Origin of the sequence: Agromyces zhanjiangensis (genome assembly GCF_040496055.1) — a bacterium.
In the GTDB taxonomy this organism is placed as follows: Bacteria; Actinomycetota; Actinomycetes; order Actinomycetales; family Microbacteriaceae; genus Agromyces; species Agromyces zhanjiangensis.
In genome coordinates, this window is sequence record NZ_JBEPKB010000007.1 from 183365 (window position 1) to 208821 (window position 25457).

Consider the following 25457-nt stretch of genomic DNA (forward strand, 5'->3'; position numbering starts at 1 on the left):
GCACCGCATGACCGACATCCGCCCGTCGACCCTCGCCGACGCCACCGTGCTCGCCGCCGATCCCGACTGGTGGCGCCAGGCCGCCGTCTACCAGATCTATCCGCGCAGCTTCGCGGATGCGAACGGCGACGGCATCGGCGACCTCAAGGGCATCACCTCGCGCGTTCCCTACCTCGTCGAGCTCGGCGTCGACGCGGTGTGGCTCTCGCCGTTCTACCCGTCGGCGCTCGCCGACGGCGGCTACGACGTCGACGACTACCGGAACGTCGACCCGAAGCTCGGCACGCTCGCCGACTTCGACGAGCTGATCGCAGCGCTCCACGCCGCCGGCATCCGGCTCATCGCCGACATCGTGCCGAACCACTCCTCGAACCGGCACGAGTGGTTCCGCGAGGCGCTCGCGTCGCCGCGCGGGTCGGTGGCGCGCGAGCGCTACATCTTCCGCGACGGCGAGGGCCCGGATGGCTCGGAGCCGCCGAGCGACTGGCAGTCGATCTTCGGCGGGTCGGCGTGGGAGCCCGTGGGCGACGGGCAGTTCTACCTGCACCTGTTCGCGCCCGAGCAGCCCGACCTCAACTGGGCGAACCGCGAGGTGCGCGACGACTTCCTGCGGACGCTGCGGTTCTGGTCCGACCGCGGTGTCGACGGATTCCGCGTGGACGTCGCGCACGCCCTCGCGAAGGACCTCACCTATCCGCTGCGCTCGCACGCCGAGCTCGAGGCGACGAAGCTCGCGACCGACGGCTCGCACCCGCTGTGGGACCGCGAGGAGCTCGACGAGATCTACGCCGAGTGGCGCGCCGTGTTCGACGAGTACGACCCGCCGCGCATCGCGGTCGCCGAGGCGTGGGTCGCGCCGACCCGCCGCCACCGGTACGCGGCACCGACCAGCCTCGGGCAGGCCTTCAACTTCGACCTGCTGCGCGCGAACTTCGACGCCGGCGAGTTCCACGAGATCGTCGACCGCAACATGGCGTTCGCGGGCGAGACGGGCTCGTCGAACACGTGGGTGTTCTCGAACCACGACGTGGTCCGGCACGCGACCCGCTACGGCCTGCCCGACGACGACACGGTCGAGTACGACCTCGGCAAGGCGTGGCTGCTCGCGGGCGGGGTCTCGCCTGCGGTCGACGCGGAACGCGGGCTTCGGCGAGCGCGCGCGGCGACGCTGTTCCTGCTCGGCCTGCCGGGCAGCGCCTACCTGTACCAGGGCGAGGAACTCGGGCTGCCCGAGGTCCCCGAGATCCCCGACTCGGAGCGCCAGGACCCGACGTTCTTCCGCAACGCCGGTGTCGAGGTCGGCCGTGACGGATGCCGCGTGCCGCTGCCCTGGGTCGCCGACGCGCCGTCGTTCGGCTTCGGGTCGGCCGGTTCGGATGCCTCGCACCTGCCGCAGCCGTCGTGGTTCGCGTCCTACGCGGTCTCCGCGCAGGCGCCCGATCCGTCGTCGACCCTTTCGATGTATCGCCGCGCGCTCGCGCTGCGGCACGAGCTGCAGGGCGCCGAGAAGCTCGCGTGGATCGCGCTGGACGACGAGGGCTCGGGCGGCGCCGATGACGTGCTCGCCTTCCAGCGCCCGACCGGATGGACCGTGGTGACGAACTTCGGCACGACGCCGTTCGCGCTGCCCGCCGGGCTCGCCGACCTCGAGGTGGTGCTCGCGAGCAGCCCTCGCGCCGCCGACGCGCCCGCCGTGGTCCCCGGCGAGACCACCCTCTGGCTCCGCTGACGCGCGCGGCGCGCGCCCCGCGGCACGCGCCCCGCGGCGCCCGCACTCCGCGGCGCGCGCCCGCGCGCCCGCGCGCCCCCTCCCGCGCCCACGCGCGCCCTCCCGCTCGAAGCGAGGTTTCCACGTGTGAGCACGGTTCGAGAACTCACTCCCTCGTAGAAACCTCACTTCGAGCGCCAGCGCATCCTGCACGCCACCTCCGCACGCCCTCGGTGACTCGCTCCAAGTGAGGTTTCCGCGTCTGAGTGCGTTTCGAGACCTCGCTCACACGTGGAAACCTCACTTCGAGCCGAGCGCGATCAATCTGATCGGCGTCCGCACCATGGGAAGGCCCGCGGAACTGAGACGCGCCCGCACGGGCTCCTTCCTCCACATGTCGTTCCAGTCCCAGCGAGCGAATCCGCGAACGAGGCGCCGAATCGCGTCCTCCCGTTCCTTCTCCCGCACCACGCTCGTGGCACTGGCAGCGACACCGCCCGCGCCGAGGTACTTGCCATCGCCATCCGCCTCCGCGGCTATCTCGTACTCGGGCCAGAAGAAGTCGAGGTCGGCGTTGCGCTGCAACTCCGGCAACCACACCCGGTGCTGGAGTACTGGGATCGGGAAGCCGAACTCCTCGAGGACCAAGCGACTCATGGTCTCGAGCGGTGAGTCCGAATCGGTCGTGGCTCGGTCGAGCACTGCGTCGACGCGAAGGCATCCGGGGTACCGTCCGAGGCGTTCGTGCTCAGCTCGCAGCGCCACGAGTGTCGTGAGCGGTGTGCTGCGATCGCCTCGTCTCGGAATGTGCAGTGCGGCATCCGCCGCAACCAGGGCCGCCGCGAGCGGCGCCTGCTTCGCCAGCTGGATCAGCGTGAACTCGATGCTCGTCGTCCGACACCCATCGGATTCGTAGACCTCGAGCGACGCAGGCCGCGCGACGGACACCACGCCTGGGCGACGGCTCCCGAGACCGTCACGCGACATCACGACGACGTGGGACGGCCAGGGCCCGACGATCGGCAGCCCGGCGAGTGCCGCAGCTGAGTGACCGGTGAACACCGGCTTGGCGAGCTTCAGCGCCGCTGCCTGGACGGCTGCCCGATAACGTATCGCCGCAACCTTCGCCACGGGCATGGTCGCCTCGGCAGTTCCGGGCACCCGATACGCGCCGCGCCGAACGCGCTCGAGCGCCCCCGCTCGTACCGCAGCATAGAGCTCGGCTTCGCGCCCGGCTGCGCGCAGGTCTCGTGCGAGCACGAGCCCGTGCTCGGTAGTGGGAAGCTCATCGATCACTCCGCCGATGGTGCCGTGAAGCGTCCTTCCTTCCGCCTGCAGCGACGACCCGGGTGAGCGCATTCGCGGGCACGCCTCCCGTGGAGGACGGGCGCCGCCGCGGCGTGGCGCATCTCGCTCCGAAGTGAGGTTCCTGCGCCCGAGTCCACTCCCGCAGGCGACTCACACGCAGAAACCTCACTTCGAGCGGCACGATAATCGGGAGAGGCACGAGCACCCCCTCGGTAGACTGGCGCGCATGGCTGATTCGACGTTCGACATCGTGAGCAAGGTCGACAAGATGGAGGCGGAGAACGCCGTCAACCAGGCCCGCAAGGAGGTCGAGCAGCGCTACGACTTCAAGGGCGTGGGGGCGTCGGTCGAGTGGTCGGGCGAGAAGATCCTGCTGAAGGCCTCGACCGACGAACGCGTCAAGGCGGTGCTCGACGTGGTGCAGTCGAAGTTCATCAAGCGCGGCATCTCGCTGAAGTCCCTCGACTCGGGCGAGCCCTATCCGTCGGGCAAGGAGTTCCGCATCGAGATCGGCCTGAAGAACGGCATCGACCAGGAGCACGCCAAGAAGATCGGCAAGATGATCCGCGACGAGGCGCCGAAGTCGGTGAAGTCGCAGATCCAGGGCGACGAGCTCCGCGTCTCGTCGAAGAGCCGCGACGACCTGCAGGAGACCATCCGCCTGCTGAAGGCCGCCGACCTCGACGTCGACCTCCAGTTCGTCAACTTCCGCTGACGACCGGGGCATCCCGCCGGCCTGAGATCAGGGCGAGCGGATGCCGCGGCGCGGCCGCGCACGAACGGCGACCCCGCGCACTACCTGCGTCGACCGATTGCGCTCGAGCCTCGACCGCCGCATCCTGACGGTATGACCGAGCACGACGACTTCCTGGAGTGGATCCGCGGCCCGCTGACCGCAGCGGAGCGAGCCTTGCACGAGGGCGACGCGGGCCCTCGTCGTGCACTCTGGTCGCCGGTCGAACCGGTGAGCGTGCTCGGCGCCTGGAGGAACGCCATCGGGCTGGCGGAGACCGGTGAGCTGTTCGCCTTCCTCGAGCGCAGCTTCTCGGATTGCACGCGATTCGAGATCGAGGTCCTCGCCTCCGACGTGGTCGGCGACGCCGCGTACACCGTGGCGCTCGAGCACACGGCGGTGTCCGTCGACGGCGTGCCGCGCGCCTACACGCTGCGCGTCACGCAGGTGTACCGGCGCGAAGGCGGCGAATGGCGGGTCGCCCATCGGCACGGCGACACCGTTGGCGAGTAGCGTCCGCGGGCGCGCATCACCGCCACGATCCGGTTCGCGGTCGGCCTCACCACTTGACCGAGCGCGCGCCCAACTTGACGCGCACCCCACCGCCGGGGCGCGGCCCGACCTCGAAGAGACCGATCTCCCGCACGAGCTCGGAGCGTCGCACAAGGAGATCGTTCTGCTGAGCCACCTCTCCGGCATGTCAGTCGCGCTCCGAGGAGCCCCGCAGGCCGACCCGACGATCGCGTCATCGAACATGAGCGTCAGAGCGGCCCGTCGCCGAACCGGATGCCGAGCGACGCGAGGTAGACCCACGCCGCGTACCCGATGACGCCGGCGACGAGCGCGACGATCGCCACCGTCCACGCGGCGGCGCGGTGCCCGCGGCGCGCGAGCCGGAGCGCGGCCCAGATGGCGACCGTGGTCGATGCGAGAACGGGGACGGCGAAGATGAGGCTCGACGTCCACGGGCCCGGACCCGCGAAGGCCGCGATAGCGAACAACCACAGGGGGCCGAGCCCCGCCACGATGCCGGCGACCGTGAGCCCCGCGGGTGAACCCGTCGACTGCGTACCCGACGCCTCGGTGCGTGTCATGGTCGGATGCTAGTCCAGCAACGCGCCATCCGGCCCCGGCCTCGGCCTCGGCCTCGGCCTCGGGTCATGACTTCACGCCGCCTACCGGGTGCCTGCTGCATCACGGCCGCGGTCGGTACCCCTCCAGCCACCGCGTGACCGCCGCGTAGGCCGACGCCCGCGCCGGCTCCCTCGAGAGGAACACGTCGTGCAGCGCCCCGTCGATGCGCGCGACGGTGACGTTCGGCCCGAGCTTGAGCGACTGGCGCGCGATCTCGTCGACGACGAGCACGATGTCGGAGGTGAGCATGGCGTCATCCCAGGTGCCCTGCAGCACCGAGCGACTCGACAGCACCGTCAGAACGGGCGCCCCCACGTCGATGCCGGCGGCGACGGTCGCGTGCCCGGCGAGGATCGCAGTCAGCCAGGCCGGATGCGTGCGGAACCCGCGGTCGGGCCGCCACGCGTGGTCGTAATCCCACTCCCCGTCGAGCTCCTTCGCGACCGACCGCGCGTAGAACCCGAGGTCGACGTTCGGCAGCGGCCCCATGGGCGCGAGCCTGGCGCGGAACCCGATGACCGGCTGGATCGCCTGCCGCCCGATCCCGCTCAGCTGGAACTCGAGCCACGGGCTGTTGAGCACGATCGCCGCCGCACGCCCCGGGTTGCGCGCCGCCCACAGGCTGAGCGTCAGCCCTCCCGTGGAGTGCCCGACCAGGATCAACGGACGAGCGGATGCCTCCGGCCCACTCTCGCGCGTGATGGCGCCGAGCGCCGCCTCGAGGTCCTCGTCGTACACGGCCAGGTCGGTCATGTACCCGGGCGTCTGCCACTCCCGCAGGCTCCGCCCGTACTTCCGCAGGTCGAGCGCGTAGAACCGCGCTCCCGCATCGCTCCAGTACCGCGCCAGCTCGGGATTGAAGAAGTAGTCGCTCCACCCGTGCACGTAGAGCACGTCGCATCCGGATGCCGCGGGCGGCGGTTGCGGCTCGGCGCCCCGTTCCCACGGCCAGCGCCATCGGCGCCTGACGGATGCCGCGGGCTCACCACCCGTGCCGGCGGTATGCCGGACGAGCGTCGCCACGACCTCGCCTTCGTCGTCAGCCTCGAGCGGCAGGGTGAGCCGTTCGAACCCCGGCCCGAGGACGTCGTGCTGCCAGGCACCTGACCCGGCCGACGGCGATTGCTCCACGCGCTCAATCCGATCCGCCGCCATGTCGACAGCCTAGGCAGGCCCGCGGGTCGACAGAAGAAGACGGGCGAGCTGCCGGCACCTCGCGTCCTCCCGGATGCCAGCCGACCCAAGAGGTCTTCGCGCATTGGCCCGCCGACGAGCGCCACCTAGGGTAGGCATGTGCGCGCTCGCCCCAGCCGACCCGAGACGACGGCCCGTCGTACGGCCCCTCACCCGCGAAGGGTCGCGATCGCCATGGTCATCGTGGTCGCCCTGCAGGTCATCGTGCCGGTCATCGCGTTCCTCCCGGCTCCCCCCCAGCGGTTCAGCTTCCAGATGTACTCGGCTCGAGGTGGCATCGAGGTTGTCGTGATCGACGAGGACGGCGAGCAGCGCCCGTTCGATGCGGAACCGCTCGTAGGGCAGCTCAGGCCCGAGATCGATTGGAGCCGGACGCTCCCCGAGCGGGTCTGCGCCGCCGAGGATGGGGTCGCCGCCGTCAAGATCACTCAGTTCGAGAGGGAGAGGATCGTCGAATGCGCCTGATAGAACTTCAGGTCGATCCTCGCCCGGTCGCGATCGCTCGTATGGGAATCGGCGTCGCCACGGTCCTGATGTCGCTCGAGGCCTTCGAGATCCTGGCGCGAATCTCCTCCGGACTGCTCGCCGCCCCAGTCTTTCCCCAGGTGCCGGAGCTGAATCTCATCTCGCTCATCCTCCTCGCCATCCTCCAGGTCGCGGCCGGCAGCGCCGTGACGCTCGGGTGGAGGACTGAGTTCGCCGCCGGGCTGTCCCTGGTGCTCAGCCTCGTCACGTTCCTTGCCGATCAACAGACCTACAGCAATCATCGACTGCTCGTGACCCTCCTTCTCGCGTATCTCCTCTTCGCGAAGTCCGGCACCGCTTGGTCGCTCCGTCGGACACGTCGACCAGGGCTCGTGCCGTTCTGGCCCCAGCTGCTCATGATGACGCAGCTGTCAGTCGTCTACTTCTTCTCAGCGATCAGCAAGATCAACCCGACCTTCGCGTCGGGCAAACCGCTCGAGACGTGGGTCTGGGTCAGCCTGCCGTGGCAGGCATACACGATCGCGGCCATCATGACCATCGTCGTCGAGCTGGTCATCGCGTTCGGTCTCTGGTTCCGGGCGAGCCGTCGAGTGGCTGCGTTGCTGGGTGTCGGGCTTCACCTGTCGATCGTCGTCCTCATGGACCACGAGACGCTCGCACTCACCGCGTTCGCCGTGGTGTGCGTGTCGCTCTATCCCCTGTTCCTCACGCGCCCGCAGTTCCACCTGCGGGGTGCCGGGCTCGTCGTGGCCGCTGCGGGCCGACCCCATCACGAGGATCCCGCGCGTTCCTCAGAAGCTGTCGATGCCGGTGAACGTCTCGATCATGCCGAGCGCCGCAGGCGTCAGGAGCACGATGAAGAGCACGGGCAGTAGGCAGAACACCAGCGGGAAGATGATCTTCACGGTCACCTTCATCGCCTGTTCCTCGGCGCGCTGACGACGCTTCAACCGCATCTCGCCTGCCTGCACGCGGAGGACGTCACCGATCGCGACGCCATACGCGTCCGCTTGGATCACTGCGCGGATGAACCTCCGCAGGTCCTCCTGGCTCGTCCTGCCCTCGAGCTCGGTGAAGGCGTCACGGCGGCTGCGTCCGATGCTCATGTCCTGGAGCACGCGAATCAGTTCCTCGGCCAGCGGGCCCCGACTGTTGCGTGCCGCCTTGGCCATCGCAGCATCGAATCCGAGGCCGGCTTCGACGGCGATGGTCATCTGGTCGAGCGTATCGGGCAGGGAGTACTTGATCGACTGCTGTCGGTCATGGGCCCGACTGTTGATCATGACGTCGGGGAGGAAGAAGAGCAGCACGGTTCCCGCGATGACGAGCAGTACCTTGAACGCGTTCGGTCCGCCGCTGAAGATGAACATCGCGCCGAAGACGGCACCGAACAACGCAAGGACGATCTTCCACGTGACGATCTTCTGCAGCGTCCACCCGGGCGGTCGGCCTGCGAAGACGACCTGGCGTTCGATCCAACCGACGTAACCCCGAGGAGCCGCGGCGATGAGCGATGCGCCGAAACTCGATTGCTGAACCGGGCCGATCGTCCGGGCCGACTCAGTCGAAGGCTCGGTAGCGGGCTTCCGTGACGGGAAGAGGAAGAACACGAAGATGCCGATCGCCAGTGCAGTCACCGCGATCGCAATGTAGGCGACGATTGCGGGGTCCATCAGAACTTCACCTTCACCGCGAACGAGACCCAGACGGCGCCGAGTATGAGGAGCAGCACCGCGACGATCAGCGCGATGATGCCGATCGGGTTGGTGAAGAAGACGGTGACGTAGTTCGGTTGCACCAGGGCGAGGAACAGGAACACGGCGATCGGCAGGGTGACGAGAACGACCGCGGACAACCGGCCCTCTGCACTCAACGCCCTCACCTGACGACGGATCTCGTTGCGCTGCCGAATCGTCTTGCCCACTTGGTCGAGCACCTCTGCGAGGTTGCCGCCTGTCTCCTGGTTGATCGCGATCGCCTGAGACACCCACTCGAAGTCGGGGCTGTGCATTCGCTGGGCCGTGACCGCCATCGAGTCCGCGAGGTTGCGACCGAGGCGGGTCTCGTTCACCACTCTGGCCAGTTCCTCGCTGGTCGGCGCCTCCGCATCGTTGGCGACTGCCGCCACGGTGCGAGAGAGCCCGTGACCGGCGCGCAAGCCGCCCGCCATCAGCTGGACGGTGTCATCCACCTGATCCGCGAATCGAGCGCGGCGTCGCGCCGTTCGGTTGATCAGGATCACCTTCGCCCCGATCGGAGCGAGCAGCGCGAAGATCAGCCCCCACAGAAGGGACGTACCGCTGGCGAAGCCCAGGAGGACACCGACCAGGGCGAGGACGCTCGCGGACGACGCGACCATGATGAGGAAGGCGCTCGGCTCCGACTTCACACCGGCGAGTTCGAGTTCCTCCGGCCCGAAGAAGCGTCGCGTCCGCCTCGACGTGGCACTGTCGATGGCCTCGGTCGTGCGGCGTGTGATCCGTGCGAGCGTCGAAACGTATTCGACGCCCGGCGCGCGACGACGATCGGCCGCGACGCGCGGAGCCGGCGGGGCGATGACGAGGAGGACGAGTGCCAGCGCTGCGAGCAGGCAGACGCTGATCCCCGCGACCAATGCACCCGGGTTCACCGGATCTCTCCGAGCATGTTGCGCAGGTCAGGCTGGAATACCGAGACGGGGAGCGGGATGCCGTGGTCGGCGATGCGCTCCGCGAAGCGCGGCCGCACGCCCGTCGGTTCGATTCGTCCTCGCAGCCGACCATCCTCATCGAATCCAGCGGAGTAGTCGAAGGTGAAGGCATCTTGGAGGGTGATGATCTCGCCCTCCATTCCGTGTACCTCGGTCACGTGGGTCACGCGACGCACCCCGTCCTTGTGACGGGTGATCTGGACGATCAGGTCGATGGCTGACGAGATCTGCTCGCGGATCGCGCGGAGCGGCAGGTCCATTCCCGCCATGAGCACCAGGGTCTCCATGCGACTGATCGCGTCGCGCGGTGAGTTCGAGTGCAGCGTCGAGATCGAGCCCTCGTGACCGGTGTTCATCGCCTGAAGCATGTCGAGGCTCTCCGCCCCACGCACCTCGCCGACCACGATCCGATCCGGACGCATTCGGAGGGAGTTCCGGACGAGATCGCGGATCGTGATCTCACCACGCCCCTCGATGTTCGGCGGGCGCGACTCGAGCCGAACGACGTGATCCTGCTGCAGCTGGAGTTCGACGGCGTCTTCGATGGTGATGATTCGTTCATCGCTGGGGATGAAGGCAGACAGGACGTTGAGCATGGTGGTCTTACCGGTGCCGGTACCACCGGAGACGAGGATGTTCAGCTTCGCCCGGACCGCGGCATCGAGCACGGTGGCGACTTCGCGTGTGAGCGTGCCGAATTGGACGAGGTCCTCGACGGTGTACGGCGTCCCCGCGAACTTTCGGATGGTCAGCGATGAGCCGTTCACCGCTAGGGGCGGAATGATCGCATTCACTCGCGATCCATCTTCGAGTCGCGCGTCGACGAGCGGAGACGATTCGTCGATGCGCCGACCGACTCGAGAGACGATGCGCTCGATGACTCGGCGGAGCTGCGGCTCTCCGGTGAATCTATGCGGCGTCTCCATCAGACGCCCGCTCCGCTCGACATACAGCTGGTCGTATCGATTGACCATGATCTCGGTGACGGTCGGGTCCTCGAGCAGGGGCTCGAGAGGACCGTACCCGAGCACGTCGGCACCGATGTCATCGATGAGCCGGTTTCGCTCCGCGGTGGTGAGCGCGAGCTGCTCGCCGGCGACGATCTCAGCGAGTTCCGCGCGAGCGAGGGTGTGGAGCTGCTCCTCCGTCAGCGTCGCGTCGTTCAGCCGGGACCCGATCCGAACGAAGAGTTCCTGAGCCGCCTTCTCCTTGACCGGGGCCAATGGATCCGTGGTCGGCGCCGGCCGCAGCTGGGTCGTGACCGCGGCCTGGGGGAACGCGACCGTCGGGGTGTCCGCTTTCGTGACATCGTCGTGTTCGACGACCAACTCGGGACCGCGGTCGACTTCGTCCGGCTCGACGACGGCGTTGGTCGTTGCCGCCGGCTGGACGCTTTGCGGATTGCGGAGGGCGTTCAGCCGATCATTCAGTCCCATTGGATCGCCACCTTCTCTGGATCTTGGTGCGCTTCGGATACGCGTCCGGGGCGATTCGCATCACCAGTTCCCGCACGGCACGCGCGGCGACATCCCGGACGTCGTCATGAATCAATGGGATCCCACGGTTGCTCGCGAGAAGCACGGCGGTGGACCTCGGCACCGCGACATCGATCCGCGCGCCCACGAGAGCTTCAGAATCCTTGACTGTGAGGCCGCTCATCTTGTCCACCTGGTTCAGAACGAAATGCCGGTTGCCCGGCATCAGGCCGAGCGTCGTGAGCAGGCGGAATTCGGTGCGCATCGCCCTCAGGCTGGCGACGCTCATGTTGCTGACGAACACTGCGTCGGTGACGTGCTCGATTGCGGCGAGGGTGTGGTCGCCGAGCCCGGGAGTCGTGTCGACGACGACGTAGCGGAACGTGTCTCGAAGTCTCCCGATCAGACGCCCGAGCGCTTCGCTCGGCACCTCGTCCCCCAACTCGGGAGAGGGGGCACTGGCGACGACGAAGAATCCATCCGGATGGTGGACCAATGCCGTCTTCAACACCAGCTCATCTTGAGCGGCGTCGGCCACGGCATCGACGATCGTGCGCTGGGGTGTGAGATTGAGGGCAGCAGTGATATCGCCGAACTGCAGGTCGGCATCGACGAGGACGACCGAATTCGGCGCGACTTCCGCGAGGCCGGTCGCGAGATTCACCGCCAGAGTGGTCTTCCCCTGACCACCTTTCGGCGCGACGACCGCGATCGCCTCAGACGGGATCCCGCTCTCGAGCGGCGGGAACTCCCACTCGGGCTCTTCGGGTTCGGTCGGAATCTCCTCCGGTTCGGCGACCGGTTCCGACGTGTCCACGTCCGGCGCGCCCACGAGAGCGGCGATCGCCATTCCCGCTTCGGACATCGGGGGCTCTTCGAAGTCCTCGGACTGCGCGCGACCGTTCGCGACGAGCCAACTCGACAGGCGATCGAGGAGTTCGTTGGTCGTCGAGTCTGCGGCGTGCGGACTCAGAACGGCGTGCAGGGGCAGGTCATCCACCCAGTCCTCGAGATCGGTACGTTGCTCCCGCACCACGATGAGCCCGATGTCGGGATACCGCTCGGTGAGACCGCCGACCAGTCCGCGCGTCTCATCGAAGTTGAGGACTGGGCCGAGCAACGCGATCCGCGGCGTGCCATCGACGCGGTCGATCACCGAGTCAGCGCCGAGCAGCAGGAACTCACCCGGCACGACTGCAAGCCGATTGCCGAGCAGTGACCTCAGACGAGTCTCGTACTCGGCAGAGCGGCTGATCAGGAGGAAGGGCTTCACTGCCAGGCGTTGCTTCCGTCGACGGCGCCAGCACCGCTGTTGTCGGTCAACTCGTTCTCCAGCGTGAGCCACATCTGTGCGTACTGCGCGGCCTCGCCCTCAGTGAACCAGACCCAGCGCACGACATCGGGGGCATCGAGCGCGATCGTCAGCATGATGTTGTCCCCCGACCCTTGATCGGCTGCCTCGCCGGTCTCCGGGTCGATGGCGGCAACGCCCTGCACCTTCGTCACGAGCACCCCGTGGAACGCGAACTGGGAGATGGGATTGATGACGTCTTCGGCGTCGCCGACTTCGTCAGGATCAACGGTGCCCACGAGCCCGATCCGGTCGCCGGCACGCACCTGCCCGCCGACGACACGATCAGCGGGGAGCGTGAACGAGAGCAGCTGCATTCCCTCGGGGACGGGGACATCTCCTCGGGCTGCGAGTTCGCTCGGATCGACGAACCGGGTGATGAGCAGCTGCTCGCCTGGGAGGAGCTCGGCGTCGGCGACGAGTCCGGCCAACTCGTCGAGGTCCGTGACCGCGCCTTCAGCGAGATTGCGCTGGAGAACCGTGTCCACCCTGACGAACTCCCCCACGTTGTCGCCGGAGGTGCCCTCTGGGATCGACGTCTGGACGACGTACGCATCGACCAGCTCGGCGCCCTGCGCCGCTCGGAGATCAGCGCCACGGACATAGCTGACGAGCACGAAGGCGCCGACCACGGCCAGGATGAGGGCGACGATCGCCCCGATGATACGGGTCTTCATTCGGGTCCTTGCTGTTTCGGGGGCGTGAGGGGAACTGGGCGGTCAGGTCACCCGACGAGGCGCGCGATCGAGAGCCCGCCATCAGGAGAGTCGCCGAGATCGAAGTCCTCGCCGATGGCGACGTACCGTTCGAAGTACCCTTGGAGCCCGAACTCACCTCCCTTGAAACCGGGTGAGCTCTGTTCGCCGGGGAGGTAGCAGTTGCCGCCGACCTTGACTCCGGATGCACTGCACTTCCCGCTCGCGACATGGAAGCCCGTCACCTTGAAGGCCGCGAATCGACTGATGTTGTAGCTGCCCCCGCTTCCACCGCTGCCCGGGGTGTACGAATCGTAGAGCGGGATCAGTACGGTCTCGCCGAGCAACGCGGCGATGTAGTCGTCGGGGCATCCGCCCGCCTTGGTGTCCGAGCTGCCTGGGACTCCGTTCTCCGGTACATCCACCTCGACGATGACCTCGCAGTCCGGGCTCCCATCGCCGTCGACATCATCGCCTTCGAGCCAGCCGAAGCCGCCGGGGTACCCCGGCGCGCACTCCTCTGGCGTCTTCGCGCCATTGCCCGGGCCGATGAGCAGGAGGATGAACGGGTCGCCCGTGGTCTCCGTTCCGGGATCGAAGTGCTTGGACAACTCGCACTCCGCGATTGCCAAGGGGATCGTCGAGCCCTTTTTGGGTGATCCCCACTCGGCGGTGGCACGCGCGCGGACGGTCGTGTTGTTCGGGTCAGCATCGCCGTCGACCAGGGACGCGAAGAAGTGTGGGAACTCGGCGGCAGCGGCAAGTCGAACGGTGTTGTCCGCGAGGTCCAGGAGCTCGATCTCCGCTGCGCCATCGACGGGAGTCCCGCCGTTGTCCGCGATGAAGGCGTTCGCCGTCGTCGCCGCCGACGTGTTGCTGCAGAGTGCCTCGTCCTGCGCGCACATCTTCGCGACGGCGAGCGCCGCCGCGTCCGCTCCATGCTGGAGTTGTGTTCGTTCGGCGTGCTGCGCTGAGACGTCGAGTGCGAGCGCTCCGATACCCATGAGCGGAATCATGAGCAGAGCGATGAGCACGGCGTTGGCGCCGCGCTCATCTCGGAGGACGCTTCGGTCCCAATGCTTCAACCGCCGCATGGCATTCTTCCTGTCGCGCTGAGGGTGATCGGAGTTCCGAGTGCGTCGGCGAACCACGCGGTGATCGAACCGGGCGAGACCTCGATCGCCGAGGACGCGGTCTCCGCTCCCTCGCAGTCGATGTCGATGTCGATCGTTGCGGCCGACCAGTCGACGAACCCGGGAATCGCCGTCGCCTGGCTGGTGGCCTGTGCGATGACGTCGGCGTCCTCGTGATGAATCGCAGCGTAGCGGGCCGCGATCCGAGCGCCGTCCGCGATCGTGGCCTGGATGTTCCAGAGGCGGGAAAACTCCAGCACCGTGATGAGGAGCATGATCACCAGCGGGAAGACGAGAGCGAACTCGACCGCAGCGGCTCCACGCTCACTCTGACGTTTCCTCATCGGTTCCCAACCCTACTGCGAAGGGGGTTCGGGGAGCATGATCGCCCCCGAACCCCGCTGACACGCTTCGCGCGGAGAGGTCAGCTGACTCCCTGACCGGCCATCCACGCGCCGATGGCGGCGACGAAGTTGTCGAGGATACCGGTGAGAGCGGTCGCCGCAACGACCAGCGCGATGGCGACGAGACCGAGGACGAGCGCGTACTCCGTGGCGGTCGCGCCCTCCTCCCGAGTGCGGAGCGTGGCGAGACGGGCCTGAGCCTTTGCGACGAGCTTGGACATGAGTGACACCCTTCGGGTCGAACAGAATCTGGGGTGCCGCCCACGCGTGCAAGCGGCTCGAAGAACGTATCGATGCGAACGAATCAGACGCTATGCCCCACTTCGGGGCACCCCCTGACTGGGTACAGGCCGGGGTACAAACGTGACCTGCGCGTAACTCGAGTGTCGGCATCCGAATGCTAAAGTCCGCTTTTCGGGGTACAGGGCTGCCGAAGGCAGGGGACAGCGGAGCTCGAATCCGGCAGCGACGTGCCCGTCAGGCAGCCAGGACGAGCAGCGCGAGGACGGCCCCTGCCACCATCGACGGCCCGAACGGCACCGACCCCTGCAGCGTCACCCGCCTGAGCGCGAGCGCCACGATCGCCACCACGCCGCCGACGAGGAACGCCCCCATCAACCCGGCGATCCACACGAACCAGCCGAACCAGCCGAGCACCAACCCCAGCGGCAGCGCGAACTTCACGTCGCCCATGCCCATCGCCTTCGGCGAGATGAGGGCGAGCACGAAGTAGAAGAGGAACATGCCGGCGGAGCCGGCGGCCGCCCAGGCGAGGCGGAGCCACTCCCCGGTGAGCGCGGCCCCCACCACGAGCAGCACGCCGAGCACGAGCAGGGCCGGGAAGACCATGGCGTTGGGCAGCCGCTTCTCGGTGAGGTCGACGATCGAGAGGGCGACGCCGGCGGCGGCGAGCGCGAGCAGCACCGGCAGCACGGGATCGGGGCCGTACCGCCAGGCGAGCAGCCCGAACAGCAGGGCGGTCGTGCCCGCCGACCAGGTGCGGAGGGCGCGCTGCGGCATCCGCTCGGCCCGGTCGCGGTGGATGTTCCGGTCGGCCCACGCCGCGAGCGGCCACCAGCCCAGCACGGCGCCGACGAGGGCGACCCCGACGACGAGGACGACGGGGGCGAGGGGCATGGTGTGCAGCGTAGCGCGGCGCCAACCGCACGTGCGGCGTAGGCTCCCTCGCGAAGCCATCGACAGGGGGAAGACATGGACGACGTGCAGGCGACCTACGACGCCGTGGCGAATGAACTGCTCGAGGACGCCGACTACGACGTGGATGCCACGCCCGACGGTCTGCTCGTGAAGGGGAAGCTCTTCGCGTTCCTCGACGGCGGTCAGCTCGTGGTCGACCTGCCCGCGGCGCGATCATCCGACCTGCAGGCGCGGGGCGTTGTCGTGCCGTTCCACTCGATGCGCGGCGGCGACAGCCGCACGTGGGTGCGCGTCTCCGACCGCGAACTCTGGTCGGAGCTCGCGCGCGAGGCGCACGAGTTCGTCGGCGAGCCGCCGGTCGGCCGAATGTCGTGAATCCGACCGGTCCGGCGGCCCGAACGACCCTCGCGGATCGAGCGGGGGTCCCCTAGGGTTCGTCCCATCGGCGGGGCCGACCGCCGGAAGGGAAGGCAACGATGCGCATCCTGTCCCGCACCACGATCGTCCTCGCCGCTGCAGCACTCGCGACGTTCGGAATCGCCGGCCCGGCGTACGCCGCTCCGCCGGCCCACAGCAACGCACCGGCCGCATCCGCCACCGCCGGCTCGCCCGACGGACAGGACGTCACCGTCACCTACGGCCTCAACCGCGGCATGCAGGCGGTCGCCGAGCAGGTCTGCGAGCTCGACGGCGGAGAGATACCCTGCGACGACGTCGCCGACACCACCACCAAGAAGGCGTCGACCTACTCGGTCGACCTGACCGGGCTCTCCGTCGGCGACCACGTCTTCGCCGTCACGTTCCACCTCACCGACGGCGGCACGGCCGCCGCGTCGGCCGAGTTCACCATCGAGCAGACGCTCGAGGAGGCGTGCGCCTCACTGACCGGGATCATGACCACGTCGGAGACCGAGACCTGGGTGTGGAAGTGCATCGCCGATCCGTACACGGGCAGCATCCCGACCCCGATCGAGCTGGTCGAGACGGGCATCGAGGTGCTCACGCCGTACTGCGAGTCGGGTGACTTCGGCGGCTCGTTCGCCTCCGCGCCACCGCTGCTCGGAGAGTGGTACTGCAACGCCTGAGCGGCCGCGGGCAGCGGCGCCCGAGACCGCGCCGCGGAGCTAGACCTCGCCCCGCGAGATCCCCACCATCTCGTCGCGCGGCACGACCTTGATGCGCGTGCGCTCCTCGGCGGCGCCGAGCGCCTGCTCGTGCTCGTCGAGGCGGTGCCATCCGTCGAGGTCGGTCCACTGGATGCCTCGGGACTCGAGCAGCTCGATGACCGACTCCTCCGACGGCGATTCGGGCCGCCACCAGTTGCCGAGGTCGTTGATGAGGTGCTTGATCGTCTCCATGGCGTCGGACTTCGTGTGGCCGATGAGGCCGACGGGCCCGCGCTTGATCCAGCCGGTCGCGTAGACGCCGTACATCTGGCGCGACTGTCCGGTCTCCTTGTCGCGCATGAGCACCTGGCCTTCGTGGTTCGGGATGACGCCGAACTTCTTGTCGAAGGGGATGCCGGGCAGCGGCGAACCGAAGTAGCCGACGGCGCGGTAGAGCGCCTGGATCGGGATCTCGCGGATCTCGCCGGTGCCGACGACGCCGCCCTCGCCGTCGGGCGCGGTGCGCTCGTAGCGCAGTGCGGCGACGCGGCCGTTGCCGTCGTCGACGACCTCGAGGGGCTTGGCGAAGAAGTGCAGGTGCAGGCGACGCGACGCCTGTCCGGTCTCGCGCTGCCGCCACTGCTGCAGCACCTTGTCGATCACGAAGACCTGCTTGTTGCCGGCGACGGCCGCGCGCGCGGCATCGTCGTAGTCGAAGTCCTCGTCGTAGACGATCATGTCGACGTCGCGCAGCTCGCCGAGCTCGCGCAGCTCGAGCGGCGTGAACTTCACCGAGGTCGGGCCGCGACGGCCGAACACGTGCACGTCCGTCACGGGCGACGCCTTCAGCCCCTCGTAGACGTTCGCGGGGATCTCGGTCGGCAGCAGGTCCTCCGCGTGCTTCGCGAGCATGCGCGCGGCATCCAGCGCGACGTTCCCGTTGCCGATGACGCCGACCGACTTCGCGTCGAGCGGCCACTCGCGCGGGTGGTCGGGGTGCCCGTCGTACCAGCTGACGAAGTCGGCCGCCCCGTAGCTGCCCTCGAGCTCGACGCCCGGGATGTTGAGGTCGGCGTCCTTCACGGCGCCGGTGGCGAAGATGACGGCGTTGTAGTGCTTCTTCAGGTCGGCGAGCGTGATGTCCTCGCCGAAGCGCACGTTGCCGAAGATGCGGATGTCGCCGCGGTCGAGCACCTCGCGGAGGGCCGTGATGATGCCCTTGATGCGCGGATGGTCGGGCGCGACGCCGTAGCGGACGAGCCCATACGGCGCCGGGAGGTGATCGAACAGGTCGATCGAGACGTCGAAGTTCCGCTCCGACTTGAGCAGGATGTCGGCCGCGTAGATGCCGGCTGGGCCGGCGCCCACGATGGCCAGGCGCAACTTGTTCCTCGTCACCGGTCGGATCCTCCTGTCGTCTCGGGAGCCGAACTCAACTCGAGCGCTCCACGATGGTGTCGGCGAAGCGCGTCAGCGCCTTCTTCACGCTGCCCTCGGGCACGGGCGCGAGCGCCGCGACGGCCTCATGCGCCCACCGATGGGCCTCCGCGAGCGTCGAACGCGTGGCCTCGTGCTCGCGGAGCTCGTCGACGATCGCATCGATCGTCGCCCGCGAGGGCACGATGCGGGCGGCGAGCGTGTTGGTGTCGAACGGGTCCCCCGCCTCGTCGGCCGGCGCCGGGAGCACGTCGCGACGGATGCGGTCGAGGAGGTCGGCCGACGAGGCATCCGCCTTCGCCAGTTCCTCGAGGCGCAGCAGCGGCAGCGTCACGACGCCGGCGCGCAGGTCGGTGCCGGGCACCTTGCCCGTCTCCTCCGGTTGGGGCGACAGGTCGATGACGTCGTCGATGAGCTGGAACGCGACGCCGATCTTCTCGCCGAACTCGATGATCGGCGCCTCGAGCGCCGGGTCGGCGTTGCCGAAGATGATGCCCGACTGCGCGGCCGCCGCGATGAGCGAGCCGGTCTTGTCGGCGAGCACCTGGATGTAGTGCTCGATCGGGTCCTCGTCGGGGTCGGGACCGACGGTCTCGTTGAGCTGGCCCAGCACGAGGCGCTCGAACGTGTCGGCCTGCATGCGAATGGCGCGCTCCCCGAGCTTCGCCATGAGCTGGCTCGCCCGCGCGAACAGCAGGTCGCCCGTGAGGATCGCCACCGAGTTGCCCCATACCGTCTGCGCGCTCGGCACGCCGCGTCGGCGCTCCGACTCGTCCATGACGTCGTCGTGGTACAGCGAGCCGAGGTGCGTGATCTCGATCGCCATCGCCGCCGTCACGACGTCGTCGACCGAGCCGTCGCCGAGCTGCGCGGTGAGCAGCGTGAGCATCGGGCGCACGCGCTTGCCGCCCGCCTCGAGCAGGTAGCGGCTCGTGACATCCGCCACCGTGTCCGCGAAGCGGACCTGCTCGGCGAGCCCCGCCTCGACGCGCTCGAGCCCGTCGTCGATGGCCCGGGCCATGGCACGGTCGGCCGCGGAGGCGAACACCCGCTCGCTGAGGCCGAGATTGGCCGCGAGCGAGGAGGCGCGACGGACCGTGTGGCTCGGATTCACGAGCCCCAGCCTACCGAGAGCCGGCCGAGCGGATGCTGCGAGCGTGTCGAACGCGCCGCGTTCAACTCTCCGCGGGGGCGATCGGCTTGCGCGCCCGATGCAGCGCGACGATGCCCGCCGTCAGGTTGCGCCACGCGACATCCGACCACCCCGCCTCGCGGATCCAGCCGGCGAGCGTCGGCTGGTCGGGCCACGCGTTGATCGACTCGTTGAGGTAGTCGTAGGCGTCGTCGTTCGAGCTCGACAGCTTCACGAGCGGCGGCATGACGACCTTCTGGTAGAAGTCGTAGCCTGCGCGCACGACGCCGACCGGCGGGTGCGAGAACTCGCACACAACGAGGCGTCCGCCGGGCTTGGTGACCCGCAGGAACTCGGCGAGCGCGACCTTCGGCTCCTTCACGTTGCGCAGGCCGAACGAGATCGTGACCGCGTCGAACTCGGCGTCGCCGAACGGCAGCGCCATCGCGTCGGCCTCGACGAACACGAGGTTCGGCACGTGCGCCTGGCGGCGGCGGCCGACCTCGATCATGCCCGGCGAGAAGTCGGCGGCGACGACGCTCGCGCCCGACTTCGCGAGGCTCGCGCTCGAGGTGCCGGTGCCCGCGGCGACGTCGAGGACGCGCTCACCCGGCTTCGGCGCGACGGCCTTCGTCGTTGCGACGCGCCACAGCGCGGCGTTGCCGACCGAGAGCACCGCGTTGGTGCGGTCGTAGCGCGCCGCGACCCGGTCGAACATCGCCGAGACGTCCCGTGGGTCCTTGCCGAGGTCTGCGCGCGTCATGCCTGCGAGTCTACGGTCGCCGGGCTGGGCGGGCGCGGTGAGGGCGGGCGGATGCCGCGTGGCCGGCGCGGCCCGTTCCATCCGCCCGCCGCACCCCGAGGTCGTGCGAGTTCGCAGGACCACGTGCGCCGTCCTGCCGCCTGCGGCGCCGCCGCGTCCCTCATCCTGCGAACCCGCTCCACGAACCTGAGAGTTTCCATGCATCGGGATGGAAACTCAGCGGGACGGCGTTGGATCGAGGTGGACGGCGCGGCTGCGCCATCCGATCGGAGGAAGGGAACGGCATGAAGGCGATCTGGAACGGCACGGTCATCGCGGAGTCCGACGACACCGTCGTGGTGGAGGGCAACCACTACTTCCCGCGCGAGGCGATCCGCCCGGAGTTCTTCGTCGCCAGCGACAACCGCAGCGTGTGCCACTGGAAGGGCACCGCGAACTACTTCCACGTCGAGGTCGACGGCCAGCGCAACCCGAACGCCGCCTGGACCTACGAGACGCCCTCCGACGCGGCCGCCGAGATCCGCGAGCACGTCGCGTTCTGGCGCGGCGTCGACGTCGTCCCCGCCTGAGGCGGGCGACGATCAACGCAGTCGGCGGTCGTCCGCGGGACCCGCGCGTGAATCGGCCCGACACCCTCCGGCGTAGGCTGGTCCGGTGACGCGAACGGATGCCGCGGCCCCTCCCGCCGCCGACACGAGGTTGCGCGTCCGCACCGTCGCGGTCGATGAGACCGCACCGCTCGTGCCGCGACTCGACCCGCGTCATCCCCTGCTCTGGATGCGCCGCGGCGAGGGCATCATCGGCATCGGCGAGGTGCTCCGCATCGAGACGACCGGGCCCGACCGCGTCGCGGAGGCCGCCCGCGAATGGAAGCGCGTGACCGGCCTCGCCGACGTCGACGATCGCGTCGGGCTCCCCGGCAGCGGGCTCGTCGCGTTCGGCGCGATCGCGTTCGCCGACGAGTCGGCGGCGACGAGCGTGCTCGTCGTGCCCGAGCTCGTCCTCGGCCGTCGCGACGGGCGGGCGTGGGTCACCCGGATCGAACTCGTCCACGGGGCATCCGCTGCGCCGACCGCCCCGGTCGAACTGCCCGCGCCCGCGCCGAAGCGCGACGTGCCACGGGTGCGCTTCGAGTCCGGTGCGCTGCCGCCCGAGGCCTACACCGCCGCCGTCGGCGAGGCCGTGCGCCGCATCGACGACGGACGGTTCGAGAAGGTCGTGCTCGCCCGCGAGATCGTCGGCACGCTGCACGAGGACGCCGGGCTGCGCGCCGCGCTCGCCAAGCTCGCCGACGACTACCCCGACACGTGGGTGTTCGCCGTCGACGGCCTCATCGGCGCGAGCCCCGAGACACTCGTGCGCGTCGACCACGGCACGGTCTCGGCTCGCGTGCTCGCCGGCACCGCGTCGCGCGGGCGGGACGCGGCATCCGACCGCGGCCAGGCGGCGCGCCTGGCCGCCTCGCACAAGGACCTCGCCGAGCACGCCCTCGCCGTCGAGAGCGCGGTCGCGACGCTCGCACCGCACACCGCCCGCCTCGACGCGAGCCCCGAGCCGTTCACGCTGCAGCTGCCGAACCTGTGGCACCTCGCGACCGACCTCAAGGGCACGCTCGGCGACGGATCGAGCTCGCTCGACCTGGTTCGCGCCGTGCACCCGACGGCCGCGGTCGCGGGCACACCCCGTGGCGTCGCGCTGGCCGCGATCGCCGAGCTCGAGGGGTTCGACCGGGGGCGCTACGCCGGCCCGGTGGGCTGGGTCGACGCCGACGGCGACGGCGAGTGGGCGATCGCACTGCGCTGCGCGCAGGTGTCGGCGGACGGCACGGTTCGCGCATACGCCGGGTGCGGCATCGTGCACGACTCCGTGCCGGCCGACGAGCTCGCCGAGACGGACATGAAGTTCCGGCCCATCGTCGAGGCGTTCGGGGCGCCGCCGCCGTCACCCCCCGTCCCGTAGGGGCGGGCGCGCCCGGAGGCTGCTCGTACCGAGTGCGCACGTCGGCGACACGTGCGCGCCTCGCGACCCTCGCATTCGTCGCGAAACCGCGCAGTCGCGAGCCGCAGGTGCCGTCGGTCGGCGGCGGGCAGGGGGCGGGAACCGTCCGCCGCCCTCAGCCGGTCGCGAGCCGCGCCTTCTGCTCCTCGATGTCGTAGTCGGCGAGCGGCCAGTCGAGCTTCATCCCCTCGAGCGCGTCGATGAGGAGGTGCTGCACCGCGAGCCGCGCGTACCACTTGTGGTCGGCCGGCACGACGTACCACGGCGCGTAGGGCGTCGTCGTGCGATCGAACACGACCTGGTACGCCTCACGGTACTTCGGCGCGAGCATCCGCTCGTCGATGTCGGACGGGTTGAACTTCCAGTGCTTGTCCCGCCGCTTCAGCCGCTTGAGAAGCCGCGCGCGCTGCTCGTCCATCGAGATGTGCAGCATGACCTTGATGATCGTCGTGCCGGATGCCGCGAGCTCGGCCTCGAACTCGTTGATCGCGTCGTAGCGGCGCTCGATCTCCTCGGGCGGCGCCAGTTCGCGCACGCGCGCGATCAGCACGTCCTCGTAGTGCGACCGGTCGAAGACGCCGATCATGCCGGCCTCCGGCACCTCCTTGCGGATGCGCCAGAGGAAGTCGTGCGCGAGCTCCTCCTCGGTCGGCTTCTTGAACGTCGCGAGCTGTACGCCCTGGGGGTCGACCGCGCTCATCACGTGCTTCACGATGCCGCCCTTGCCTGCGGTGTCCATCGCCTGCAGCACGAGCAGCACGCGGCGCGGGTCGTCGCCCATCTGGTGCCCGGCGAACAGCTGCTCCTGCAGGTCGGCGAAGATCTTCGCGCCGACGTCGAGCGACTTCTCGGCGTCGCGCTTCTTCCCCTCGAACCCCGGCACCGAACCCGTGTCGACGTCGGCGAGCACGAAGTCCTGCCGCACGCGCAGCACGTCCATCGGATCGCTCGCCCAGTACTTCTCCAGCCCCACGGCGCTCCCCTCACGGCCGCGTCCGCCGCGGCGCTCCCCCATCTTCGGGGTGCGACGGATGCCACGGCAAGGGGTCGCGCCCCGCCCGGCGCTCGCCGCCGTCCCAACCTCGCCGTCCAGTTCGGCGGATATACGATCGGGCGCGCCGGCGTTCCGTCAGATTCGCCGGGGTGTCCGATCGGATATCCGCCGAACGGAACCAGGACGCGGCGCGATCAACGCGCGAGCGGCACCTCGAGGAGCGTCGGCCCGGCGACCGCCGTGCCGAGCGCCTCATCGAGTTCGCCGCGCGTGGCCGCGCGCCGGTACTCCCAGCCGTAGGCGGTCGCGAGCGACGAGAGGTCGACCGACTGCGGCGTGTACTGCACGCGGTCGAACGCCTCGGGGGGCGCGGATGCCGCCACCTCCAGCGCGTCGAAGATCGTGCCGCCGCCGTCGTTGCCGACGATCACGAGCACGCGCGGCCGTGCCTCGCCGGCGCCGACGAGCAGCGATCCGACGTCGTGCAGCAGGGTCAGGTCGCCGATGAGCACGCGCGTGGTGCCGGTCGCGGTCGGCGTGACCGGGGCGTCCGGGGCACCCGAGGCATCCGCCTGCGACCCGCTGCCGCCCGCCGCGACGTCGGCCGACGCGCCCGGCGCCGCCGACTGGCTCGCGATGGCGATCCCGATCGCCGTGGCGACGGTGCCGTCGATACCCGCGAGTCCGCGGTTGGCGTGCACGGGGATGCGGCGACCGGGCACGTTCCGGTCCGCGTCGCGGATCAGGCGGGAGGCGCCGAACACGAGCCGGTCGTGCGGCCAGGTCGCCGCCCAGAGCATCTCGACGAGCATGCGGCGGTCGACGGGCCGACGGATGCGCGCGAGCTGGTCCTTGAGGTAGGCGCGCTGCGCCGCGTAGTCGCTGACGTGCCCGGTCTCGTCGACGCCGCTGCGGAGCCCGCCCCCGCCGGCGCCGCCGGCACCGCCGGGTCCGCTCGCGTCCTCGTCGCGTCGGTCGAGCAGGATCCGGCTCGCCCGCACCCAGCGCCCGGTCCACGCGCGCTCCTCGGCCGAGGGCTCGTGCTGGTCGACGGCCACCGCCCGCTCGAACCGGTCGACCGCGTGCCCGGGGTCGAACCACTCGATCCCCCAGGGCGCGACGACGATCGTCTCGACGCCCTCGCGCTGCACGAGCGCCGGCACCTCGCGCGACAGCGTCGGATGCCCGAACACGATCGCCCGCTCGACCTCGTCGCCGAAGCCGGGCTCGCGCAGCAGCTCGCGGTACGCGACGACGAGGTTCGGACCGAACCGTGCACCGCTCGTGACCTCCGCGATGAGCGGCCAGCCGCCGGCGCGGGCGAGTTCCTCGGCCTCCGGGCCGGCTCCGGCGCCCGCGATCACGATCGTGCGCGGGCCGTGCTCGAGGCGGCGGACGCGTGCCTCGGCCCGCGCGGCAGCGGTGACGCTGGCGACGGATGCCGCGACCTCCGCCCGGACGACCGGTGCCGCGTCGAGCGCCAGCGCCGACGAGAGCGGCTCCCGGTACTGCAGGTTGAGGTGCACCGGGCCCGGACCGGGACGCGCCGCGAACCCGCCGTCGGCGTCGAGGCCGAGGGTCGCACGGACGGCTTCGCGCGCGAGGGCTGCCGCGGCATCCGCTTCACCCGCACGACCGTCGGGCGGCGCGACGTCGCGCTCGAGGCGAACGGCGCCGGCGAAGATGCCGGGCTGGATCGTGGTCTGGTTCGACCGGATGCCGCGCAGCTCCGCCGGGCGGTCGGCGGTCGCGACGATCAGCGGCACCCCCGCGTGGTGCGCCTCGAGCACGGCCGGGTGCAGGTTGGCGACGGCGGTTCCCGAGGTGGTCACGACCACCGCCGGACGCCCCGTCTCGACGGCGAGGCCGAGCGCGAGGAAGCCCGCGCCGCGTTCGTCGATGCGGACGTGCAGGCGGATGCCTCCGACGCGCTCGAGTTCCGCGGCGGCCAGCGCGAGCGCCTGCGATCGGGAACCCGGCGCCACGACGACGTCGGTCACCCCGGCGCGGACGAGGTTGGAGAGCAGCGCGAGCGCGGCTGCGGTGGCGGGACTCGCGATCGGACGGGCCTCAGCCATTCGGCAGACCCGAGGGTCCGGAGTCGCCGGGTCCGTCGGTTCCGTCGTTGCGTCGCCGGTCGGTGCCGAGTGCGTCATCGCCTCGGGGGCTGGCGGCGCCGTGGCCGTCGGCGCCGTGGGCGCCGTCATCGCGGTCGGCATCGAGCTCGTGGTCGAGCTGCTCGAGCTCCTGCTCGAGGCGGCGGATCCGCTCCTGGTGCTCGGCGTCGGCGCGCAGCCGGCGCAGGAACTCGGGGTCGTCGTCGGGCGCGTTGCTGTGCGGGTTCACGCGACCCACACGGACGGCGCGGCCGCGCCCCACGATGAACCAGAGCGCGGCGCCGATGACCGGCACGAGCAGGATGACGACGATCCACCACCCGCGCGGAAGGCCGCGGATACGAGTGCGATCGAAGAGCGCGCAGTCCACCGCCGCGTAGATCGTGAAGACCACGGCGGCGACACCGGCGATCAACCAGAGGCGGACCATGCACCGATTCTA

Annotated in this window: 27 protein-coding genes; 9 read left to right on the forward strand and 18 right to left on the reverse strand. The window is 69.7% G+C overall.

Going from position 1 to position 25457, the window contains the following annotated elements:
- Positions 1-7: 7 nt before the first annotated feature.
- Positions 8-1729 (forward strand): glycoside hydrolase family 13 protein, encoded by a 1722-nt coding sequence (locus ABME02_RS14110; protein WP_353815981.1) that lies wholly within the window; start codon positions 8-10, stop codon positions 1727-1729.
- 279 nt (positions 1730-2008) lie between these two features.
- Here the strand turns inward: ABME02_RS14110 and ABME02_RS14115 are convergent, their stop codons facing one another.
- Positions 2009-3004 carry a type IV toxin-antitoxin system AbiEi family antitoxin domain-containing protein gene (locus tag ABME02_RS14115; RefSeq protein ID WP_353815982.1) on the reverse strand — a complete coding sequence of 332 codons (996 nt, stop codon included), beginning with the start codon at positions 3002-3004 and terminating at the stop codon, positions 2009-2011.
- Between the two features lie 238 nt (positions 3005-3242).
- On the opposite strand from ABME02_RS14115, the gene ABME02_RS14120 reads away from it, so the two are divergent.
- Together ABME02_RS14120 and ABME02_RS14125 are read left to right on the forward strand one after the other, a co-directional pair.
- Positions 3243-3731 carry a YajQ family cyclic di-GMP-binding protein gene (locus ABME02_RS14120; RefSeq protein ID WP_353815983.1) on the forward strand — a complete coding sequence of 163 codons (489 nt, stop codon included), beginning with the start codon at positions 3243-3245 and terminating at the stop codon, positions 3729-3731.
- Between the two features lie 132 nt (positions 3732-3863).
- A complete protein-coding gene (locus ABME02_RS14125) occupies positions 3864-4262 on the forward strand; it encodes a nuclear transport factor 2 family protein (protein WP_353815984.1) in 399 nt (132 codons plus the stop codon).
- A gap of 248 nt (positions 4263-4510) precedes the next feature.
- On the opposite strand, the gene ABME02_RS14130 is transcribed toward ABME02_RS14125, so the two are convergent.
- Positions 4511-4843, reverse strand: a complete 333-nt coding sequence (locus ABME02_RS14130) for a hypothetical protein (RefSeq protein WP_353815985.1) — start codon at positions 4841-4843, stop codon at positions 4511-4513.
- Between the two features lie 100 nt (positions 4844-4943).
- Positions 4944-6014 (reverse strand): alpha/beta hydrolase, encoded by a 1071-nt coding sequence (locus ABME02_RS14135; RefSeq protein ID WP_353815986.1) that lies wholly within the window; start codon positions 6012-6014, stop codon positions 4944-4946.
- A gap of 237 nt (positions 6015-6251) precedes the next feature.
- On the opposite strand from ABME02_RS14135, the gene ABME02_RS14140 reads away from it, so the two are divergent.
- Together ABME02_RS14140 and ABME02_RS14145 are read left to right on the forward strand one after the other, a co-directional pair.
- Entirely contained in the window at positions 6252-6542 is a 291-nt protein-coding gene (locus ABME02_RS14140; protein WP_353815987.1) for a hypothetical protein, read from the forward strand.
- The gene (locus ABME02_RS14145; RefSeq protein ID WP_353815988.1) at positions 6533-7438 is read left to right on the forward strand and encodes an HTTM domain-containing protein; all 906 of its coding nucleotides are present in this window, start codon (positions 6533-6535) and stop codon (positions 7436-7438) included. The genes ABME02_RS14140 and ABME02_RS14145 overlap by 10 nt, the downstream gene beginning before the upstream one ends.
- On the opposite strand, the gene ABME02_RS14150 is transcribed toward ABME02_RS14145, so the two are convergent.
- From ABME02_RS14150 to ABME02_RS14190, 9 genes are all read right to left on the reverse strand, one after another.
- A complete protein-coding gene (locus tag ABME02_RS14150) occupies positions 7355-8236 on the reverse strand; it encodes a type II secretion system F family protein (RefSeq protein ID WP_353815989.1) in 882 nt (293 codons plus the stop codon). The genes ABME02_RS14145 and ABME02_RS14150 overlap by 84 nt on opposite strands.
- On the reverse strand, positions 8236-9192 hold the full coding sequence (locus ABME02_RS14155) for a type II secretion system F family protein (RefSeq protein ID WP_353815990.1): 957 nt from the start codon (positions 9190-9192) through the stop codon (positions 8236-8238). The genes ABME02_RS14150 and ABME02_RS14155 overlap by 1 nt, the downstream gene beginning before the upstream one ends.
- Positions 9189-10688 carry a TadA family conjugal transfer-associated ATPase gene (locus ABME02_RS14160; RefSeq protein WP_353815991.1) on the reverse strand — a complete coding sequence of 500 codons (1500 nt, stop codon included), beginning with the start codon at positions 10686-10688 and terminating at the stop codon, positions 9189-9191. Before ABME02_RS14160 ends, ABME02_RS14155 begins: the two co-directional genes overlap by 4 nt.
- Complete coding sequence (locus ABME02_RS14165) at positions 10675-12000, reverse strand: CpaE/TadZ family protein (RefSeq protein ID WP_353815992.1); 1326 nt, start codon at positions 11998-12000, stop codon at positions 10675-10677. The genes ABME02_RS14160 and ABME02_RS14165 overlap by 14 nt, the downstream gene beginning before the upstream one ends.
- Positions 11997-12710 carry a Flp pilus assembly protein CpaB gene (gene cpaB, locus ABME02_RS14170; RefSeq protein WP_353815993.1) on the reverse strand — a complete coding sequence of 238 codons (714 nt, stop codon included), beginning with the start codon at positions 12708-12710 and terminating at the stop codon, positions 11997-11999. The genes ABME02_RS14165 and cpaB overlap by 4 nt, the downstream gene beginning before the upstream one ends.
- Positions 12711-12802: 92 nt before the next feature.
- The gene (locus ABME02_RS14175) at positions 12803-13867 is read right to left on the reverse strand and encodes a pilus assembly protein TadG-related protein (RefSeq protein ID WP_353815994.1); all 1065 of its coding nucleotides are present in this window, start codon (positions 13865-13867) and stop codon (positions 12803-12805) included.
- Positions 13855-14250, reverse strand: coding sequence for a TadE/TadG family type IV pilus assembly protein (locus ABME02_RS14180; RefSeq protein WP_353815995.1), 396 nt, complete (start codon positions 14248-14250; stop codon positions 13855-13857). Before ABME02_RS14180 ends, ABME02_RS14175 begins: the two co-directional genes overlap by 13 nt.
- A gap of 80 nt (positions 14251-14330) precedes the next feature.
- Positions 14331-14531, reverse strand: a complete 201-nt coding sequence (locus ABME02_RS14185; RefSeq protein WP_353815996.1) for a Flp family type IVb pilin — start codon at positions 14529-14531, stop codon at positions 14331-14333.
- A 256-nt stretch (positions 14532-14787) separates the two neighbouring features.
- Entirely contained in the window at positions 14788-15447 is a 660-nt protein-coding gene (locus ABME02_RS14190) for a prepilin peptidase (RefSeq protein ID WP_353815997.1), read from the reverse strand.
- 75 nt (positions 15448-15522) lie between these two features.
- Between ABME02_RS14190 and ABME02_RS14195 the strand changes: the two genes are divergently transcribed.
- Both ABME02_RS14195 and ABME02_RS14200 read left to right on the forward strand, forming a co-directional pair.
- Entirely contained in the window at positions 15523-15843 is a 321-nt protein-coding gene (locus ABME02_RS14195) for a hypothetical protein (protein ID WP_353815998.1), read from the forward strand.
- 101 nt (positions 15844-15944) lie between these two features.
- Positions 15945-16553, forward strand: a complete 609-nt coding sequence (locus ABME02_RS14200) for a hypothetical protein (protein WP_353815999.1) — start codon at positions 15945-15947, stop codon at positions 16551-16553.
- 39 nt (positions 16554-16592) lie between these two features.
- Here ABME02_RS14200 and ABME02_RS14205 read toward each other — a convergent pair whose 3' ends face one another.
- The 3 genes from ABME02_RS14205 to ABME02_RS14215 form a co-directional block, all read right to left on the reverse strand.
- Positions 16593-17972, reverse strand: a complete 1380-nt coding sequence (locus tag ABME02_RS14205) for an FAD-dependent oxidoreductase (RefSeq protein ID WP_353816000.1) — start codon at positions 17970-17972, stop codon at positions 16593-16595.
- 34 nt (positions 17973-18006) lie between these two features.
- Positions 18007-19125 (reverse strand): polyprenyl synthetase family protein, encoded by a 1119-nt coding sequence (locus ABME02_RS14210; protein WP_353816001.1) that lies wholly within the window; start codon positions 19123-19125, stop codon positions 18007-18009.
- A gap of 61 nt (positions 19126-19186) precedes the next feature.
- Entirely contained in the window at positions 19187-19906 is a 720-nt protein-coding gene (locus ABME02_RS14215) for a demethylmenaquinone methyltransferase (protein ID WP_353816002.1), read from the reverse strand.
- A 284-nt stretch (positions 19907-20190) separates the two neighbouring features.
- Here ABME02_RS14215 and ABME02_RS14220 point away from each other — a divergent pair, with 284 nt between their 5' ends.
- Together ABME02_RS14220 and ABME02_RS14225 are read left to right on the forward strand one after the other, a co-directional pair.
- The gene (locus ABME02_RS14220) at positions 20191-20475 is read left to right on the forward strand and encodes a DUF427 domain-containing protein (protein ID WP_129233391.1); all 285 of its coding nucleotides are present in this window, start codon (positions 20191-20193) and stop codon (positions 20473-20475) included.
- Between the two features lie 85 nt (positions 20476-20560).
- A complete protein-coding gene (locus tag ABME02_RS14225; protein WP_353816003.1) occupies positions 20561-21865 on the forward strand; it encodes an isochorismate synthase in 1305 nt (434 codons plus the stop codon).
- Positions 21866-22019: 154 nt separating this feature from the next.
- On the opposite strand, the gene ABME02_RS14230 is transcribed toward ABME02_RS14225, so the two are convergent.
- From ABME02_RS14230 to ABME02_RS14240, 3 genes are all read right to left on the reverse strand, one after another.
- The gene (locus tag ABME02_RS14230) at positions 22020-22844 is read right to left on the reverse strand and encodes a PPK2 family polyphosphate kinase (RefSeq protein WP_353816016.1); all 825 of its coding nucleotides are present in this window, start codon (positions 22842-22844) and stop codon (positions 22020-22022) included.
- 248 nt (positions 22845-23092) lie between these two features.
- Positions 23093-24976 carry a 2-succinyl-5-enolpyruvyl-6-hydroxy-3-cyclohexene-1-carboxylic-acid synthase gene (gene menD, locus ABME02_RS14235; protein ID WP_353816004.1) on the reverse strand — a complete coding sequence of 628 codons (1884 nt, stop codon included), beginning with the start codon at positions 24974-24976 and terminating at the stop codon, positions 23093-23095.
- On the reverse strand, positions 24969-25445 hold the full coding sequence (locus ABME02_RS14240; protein ID WP_353816005.1) for a PLD nuclease N-terminal domain-containing protein: 477 nt from the start codon (positions 25443-25445) through the stop codon (positions 24969-24971). The genes menD and ABME02_RS14240 overlap by 8 nt, the downstream gene beginning before the upstream one ends.
- Positions 25446-25457: the final 12 nt, after the last annotated feature.

Excerpts from the sequence above, each read along its gene's own strand:
- ABME02_RS14110 (WP_353815981.1), top strand. The coding sequence starts at position 8 with ATGACCGACATCCGCCCGTCGACCCTCGCCGACGCCACCGTGCTCGCC.
- ABME02_RS14120 (WP_353815983.1), top strand. The coding sequence starts at position 3,243 with ATGGCTGATTCGACGTTCGACATCGTGAGCAAGGTCGACAAGATGGAG.
- ABME02_RS14125 (WP_353815984.1), top strand. The coding sequence starts at position 3,864 with ATGACCGAGCACGACGACTTCCTGGAGTGGATCCGCGGCCCGCTGACC.
- ABME02_RS14130 (WP_353815985.1), bottom strand. The coding sequence starts at position 4,843 with ATGACACGCACCGAGGCGTCGGGTACGCAGTCGACGGGTTCACCCGCG.
- ABME02_RS14140 (WP_353815987.1), top strand. The coding sequence starts at position 6,252 with ATGGTCATCGTGGTCGCCCTGCAGGTCATCGTGCCGGTCATCGCGTTC.
- ABME02_RS14145 (WP_353815988.1), top strand. The coding sequence starts at position 6,533 with ATGCGCCTGATAGAACTTCAGGTCGATCCTCGCCCGGTCGCGATCGCT.
- ABME02_RS14150 (WP_353815989.1), bottom strand. The coding sequence starts at position 8,236 with ATGGACCCCGCAATCGTCGCCTACATTGCGATCGCGGTGACTGCACTG.
- ABME02_RS14160 (WP_353815991.1), bottom strand. The coding sequence starts at position 10,688 with ATGGGACTGAATGATCGGCTGAACGCCCTCCGCAATCCGCAAAGCGTC.
- ABME02_RS14175 (WP_353815994.1), bottom strand. The coding sequence starts at position 13,867 with ATGCGGCGGTTGAAGCATTGGGACCGAAGCGTCCTCCGAGATGAGCGC.
- ABME02_RS14180 (WP_353815995.1), bottom strand. The coding sequence starts at position 14,250 with ATGAGGAAACGTCAGAGTGAGCGTGGAGCCGCTGCGGTCGAGTTCGCT.
- ABME02_RS14185 (WP_353815996.1), bottom strand. The coding sequence starts at position 14,531 with ATGTCCAAGCTCGTCGCAAAGGCTCAGGCCCGTCTCGCCACGCTCCGC.
- ABME02_RS14190 (WP_353815997.1), bottom strand. The coding sequence starts at position 15,447 with ATGCCCCTCGCCCCCGTCGTCCTCGTCGTCGGGGTCGCCCTCGTCGGC.
- ABME02_RS14195 (WP_353815998.1), top strand. The coding sequence starts at position 15,523 with ATGGACGACGTGCAGGCGACCTACGACGCCGTGGCGAATGAACTGCTC.
- ABME02_RS14200 (WP_353815999.1), top strand. The coding sequence starts at position 15,945 with ATGCGCATCCTGTCCCGCACCACGATCGTCCTCGCCGCTGCAGCACTC.
- ABME02_RS14215 (WP_353816002.1), bottom strand. The coding sequence starts at position 19,906 with ATGACGCGCGCAGACCTCGGCAAGGACCCACGGGACGTCTCGGCGATG.
- ABME02_RS14220 (WP_129233391.1), top strand. The coding sequence starts at position 20,191 with ATGAAGGCGATCTGGAACGGCACGGTCATCGCGGAGTCCGACGACACC.
- ABME02_RS14230 (WP_353816016.1), bottom strand. The coding sequence starts at position 22,844 with ATGGACGTGCTGCGCGTGCGGCAGGACTTCGTGCTCGCCGACGTCGAC.
- menD (WP_353816004.1), bottom strand. The coding sequence starts at position 24,976 with ATGGCTGAGGCCCGTCCGATCGCGAGTCCCGCCACCGCAGCCGCGCTC.
- ABME02_RS14240 (WP_353816005.1), bottom strand. The coding sequence starts at position 25,445 with ATGGTCCGCCTCTGGTTGATCGCCGGTGTCGCCGCCGTGGTCTTCACG.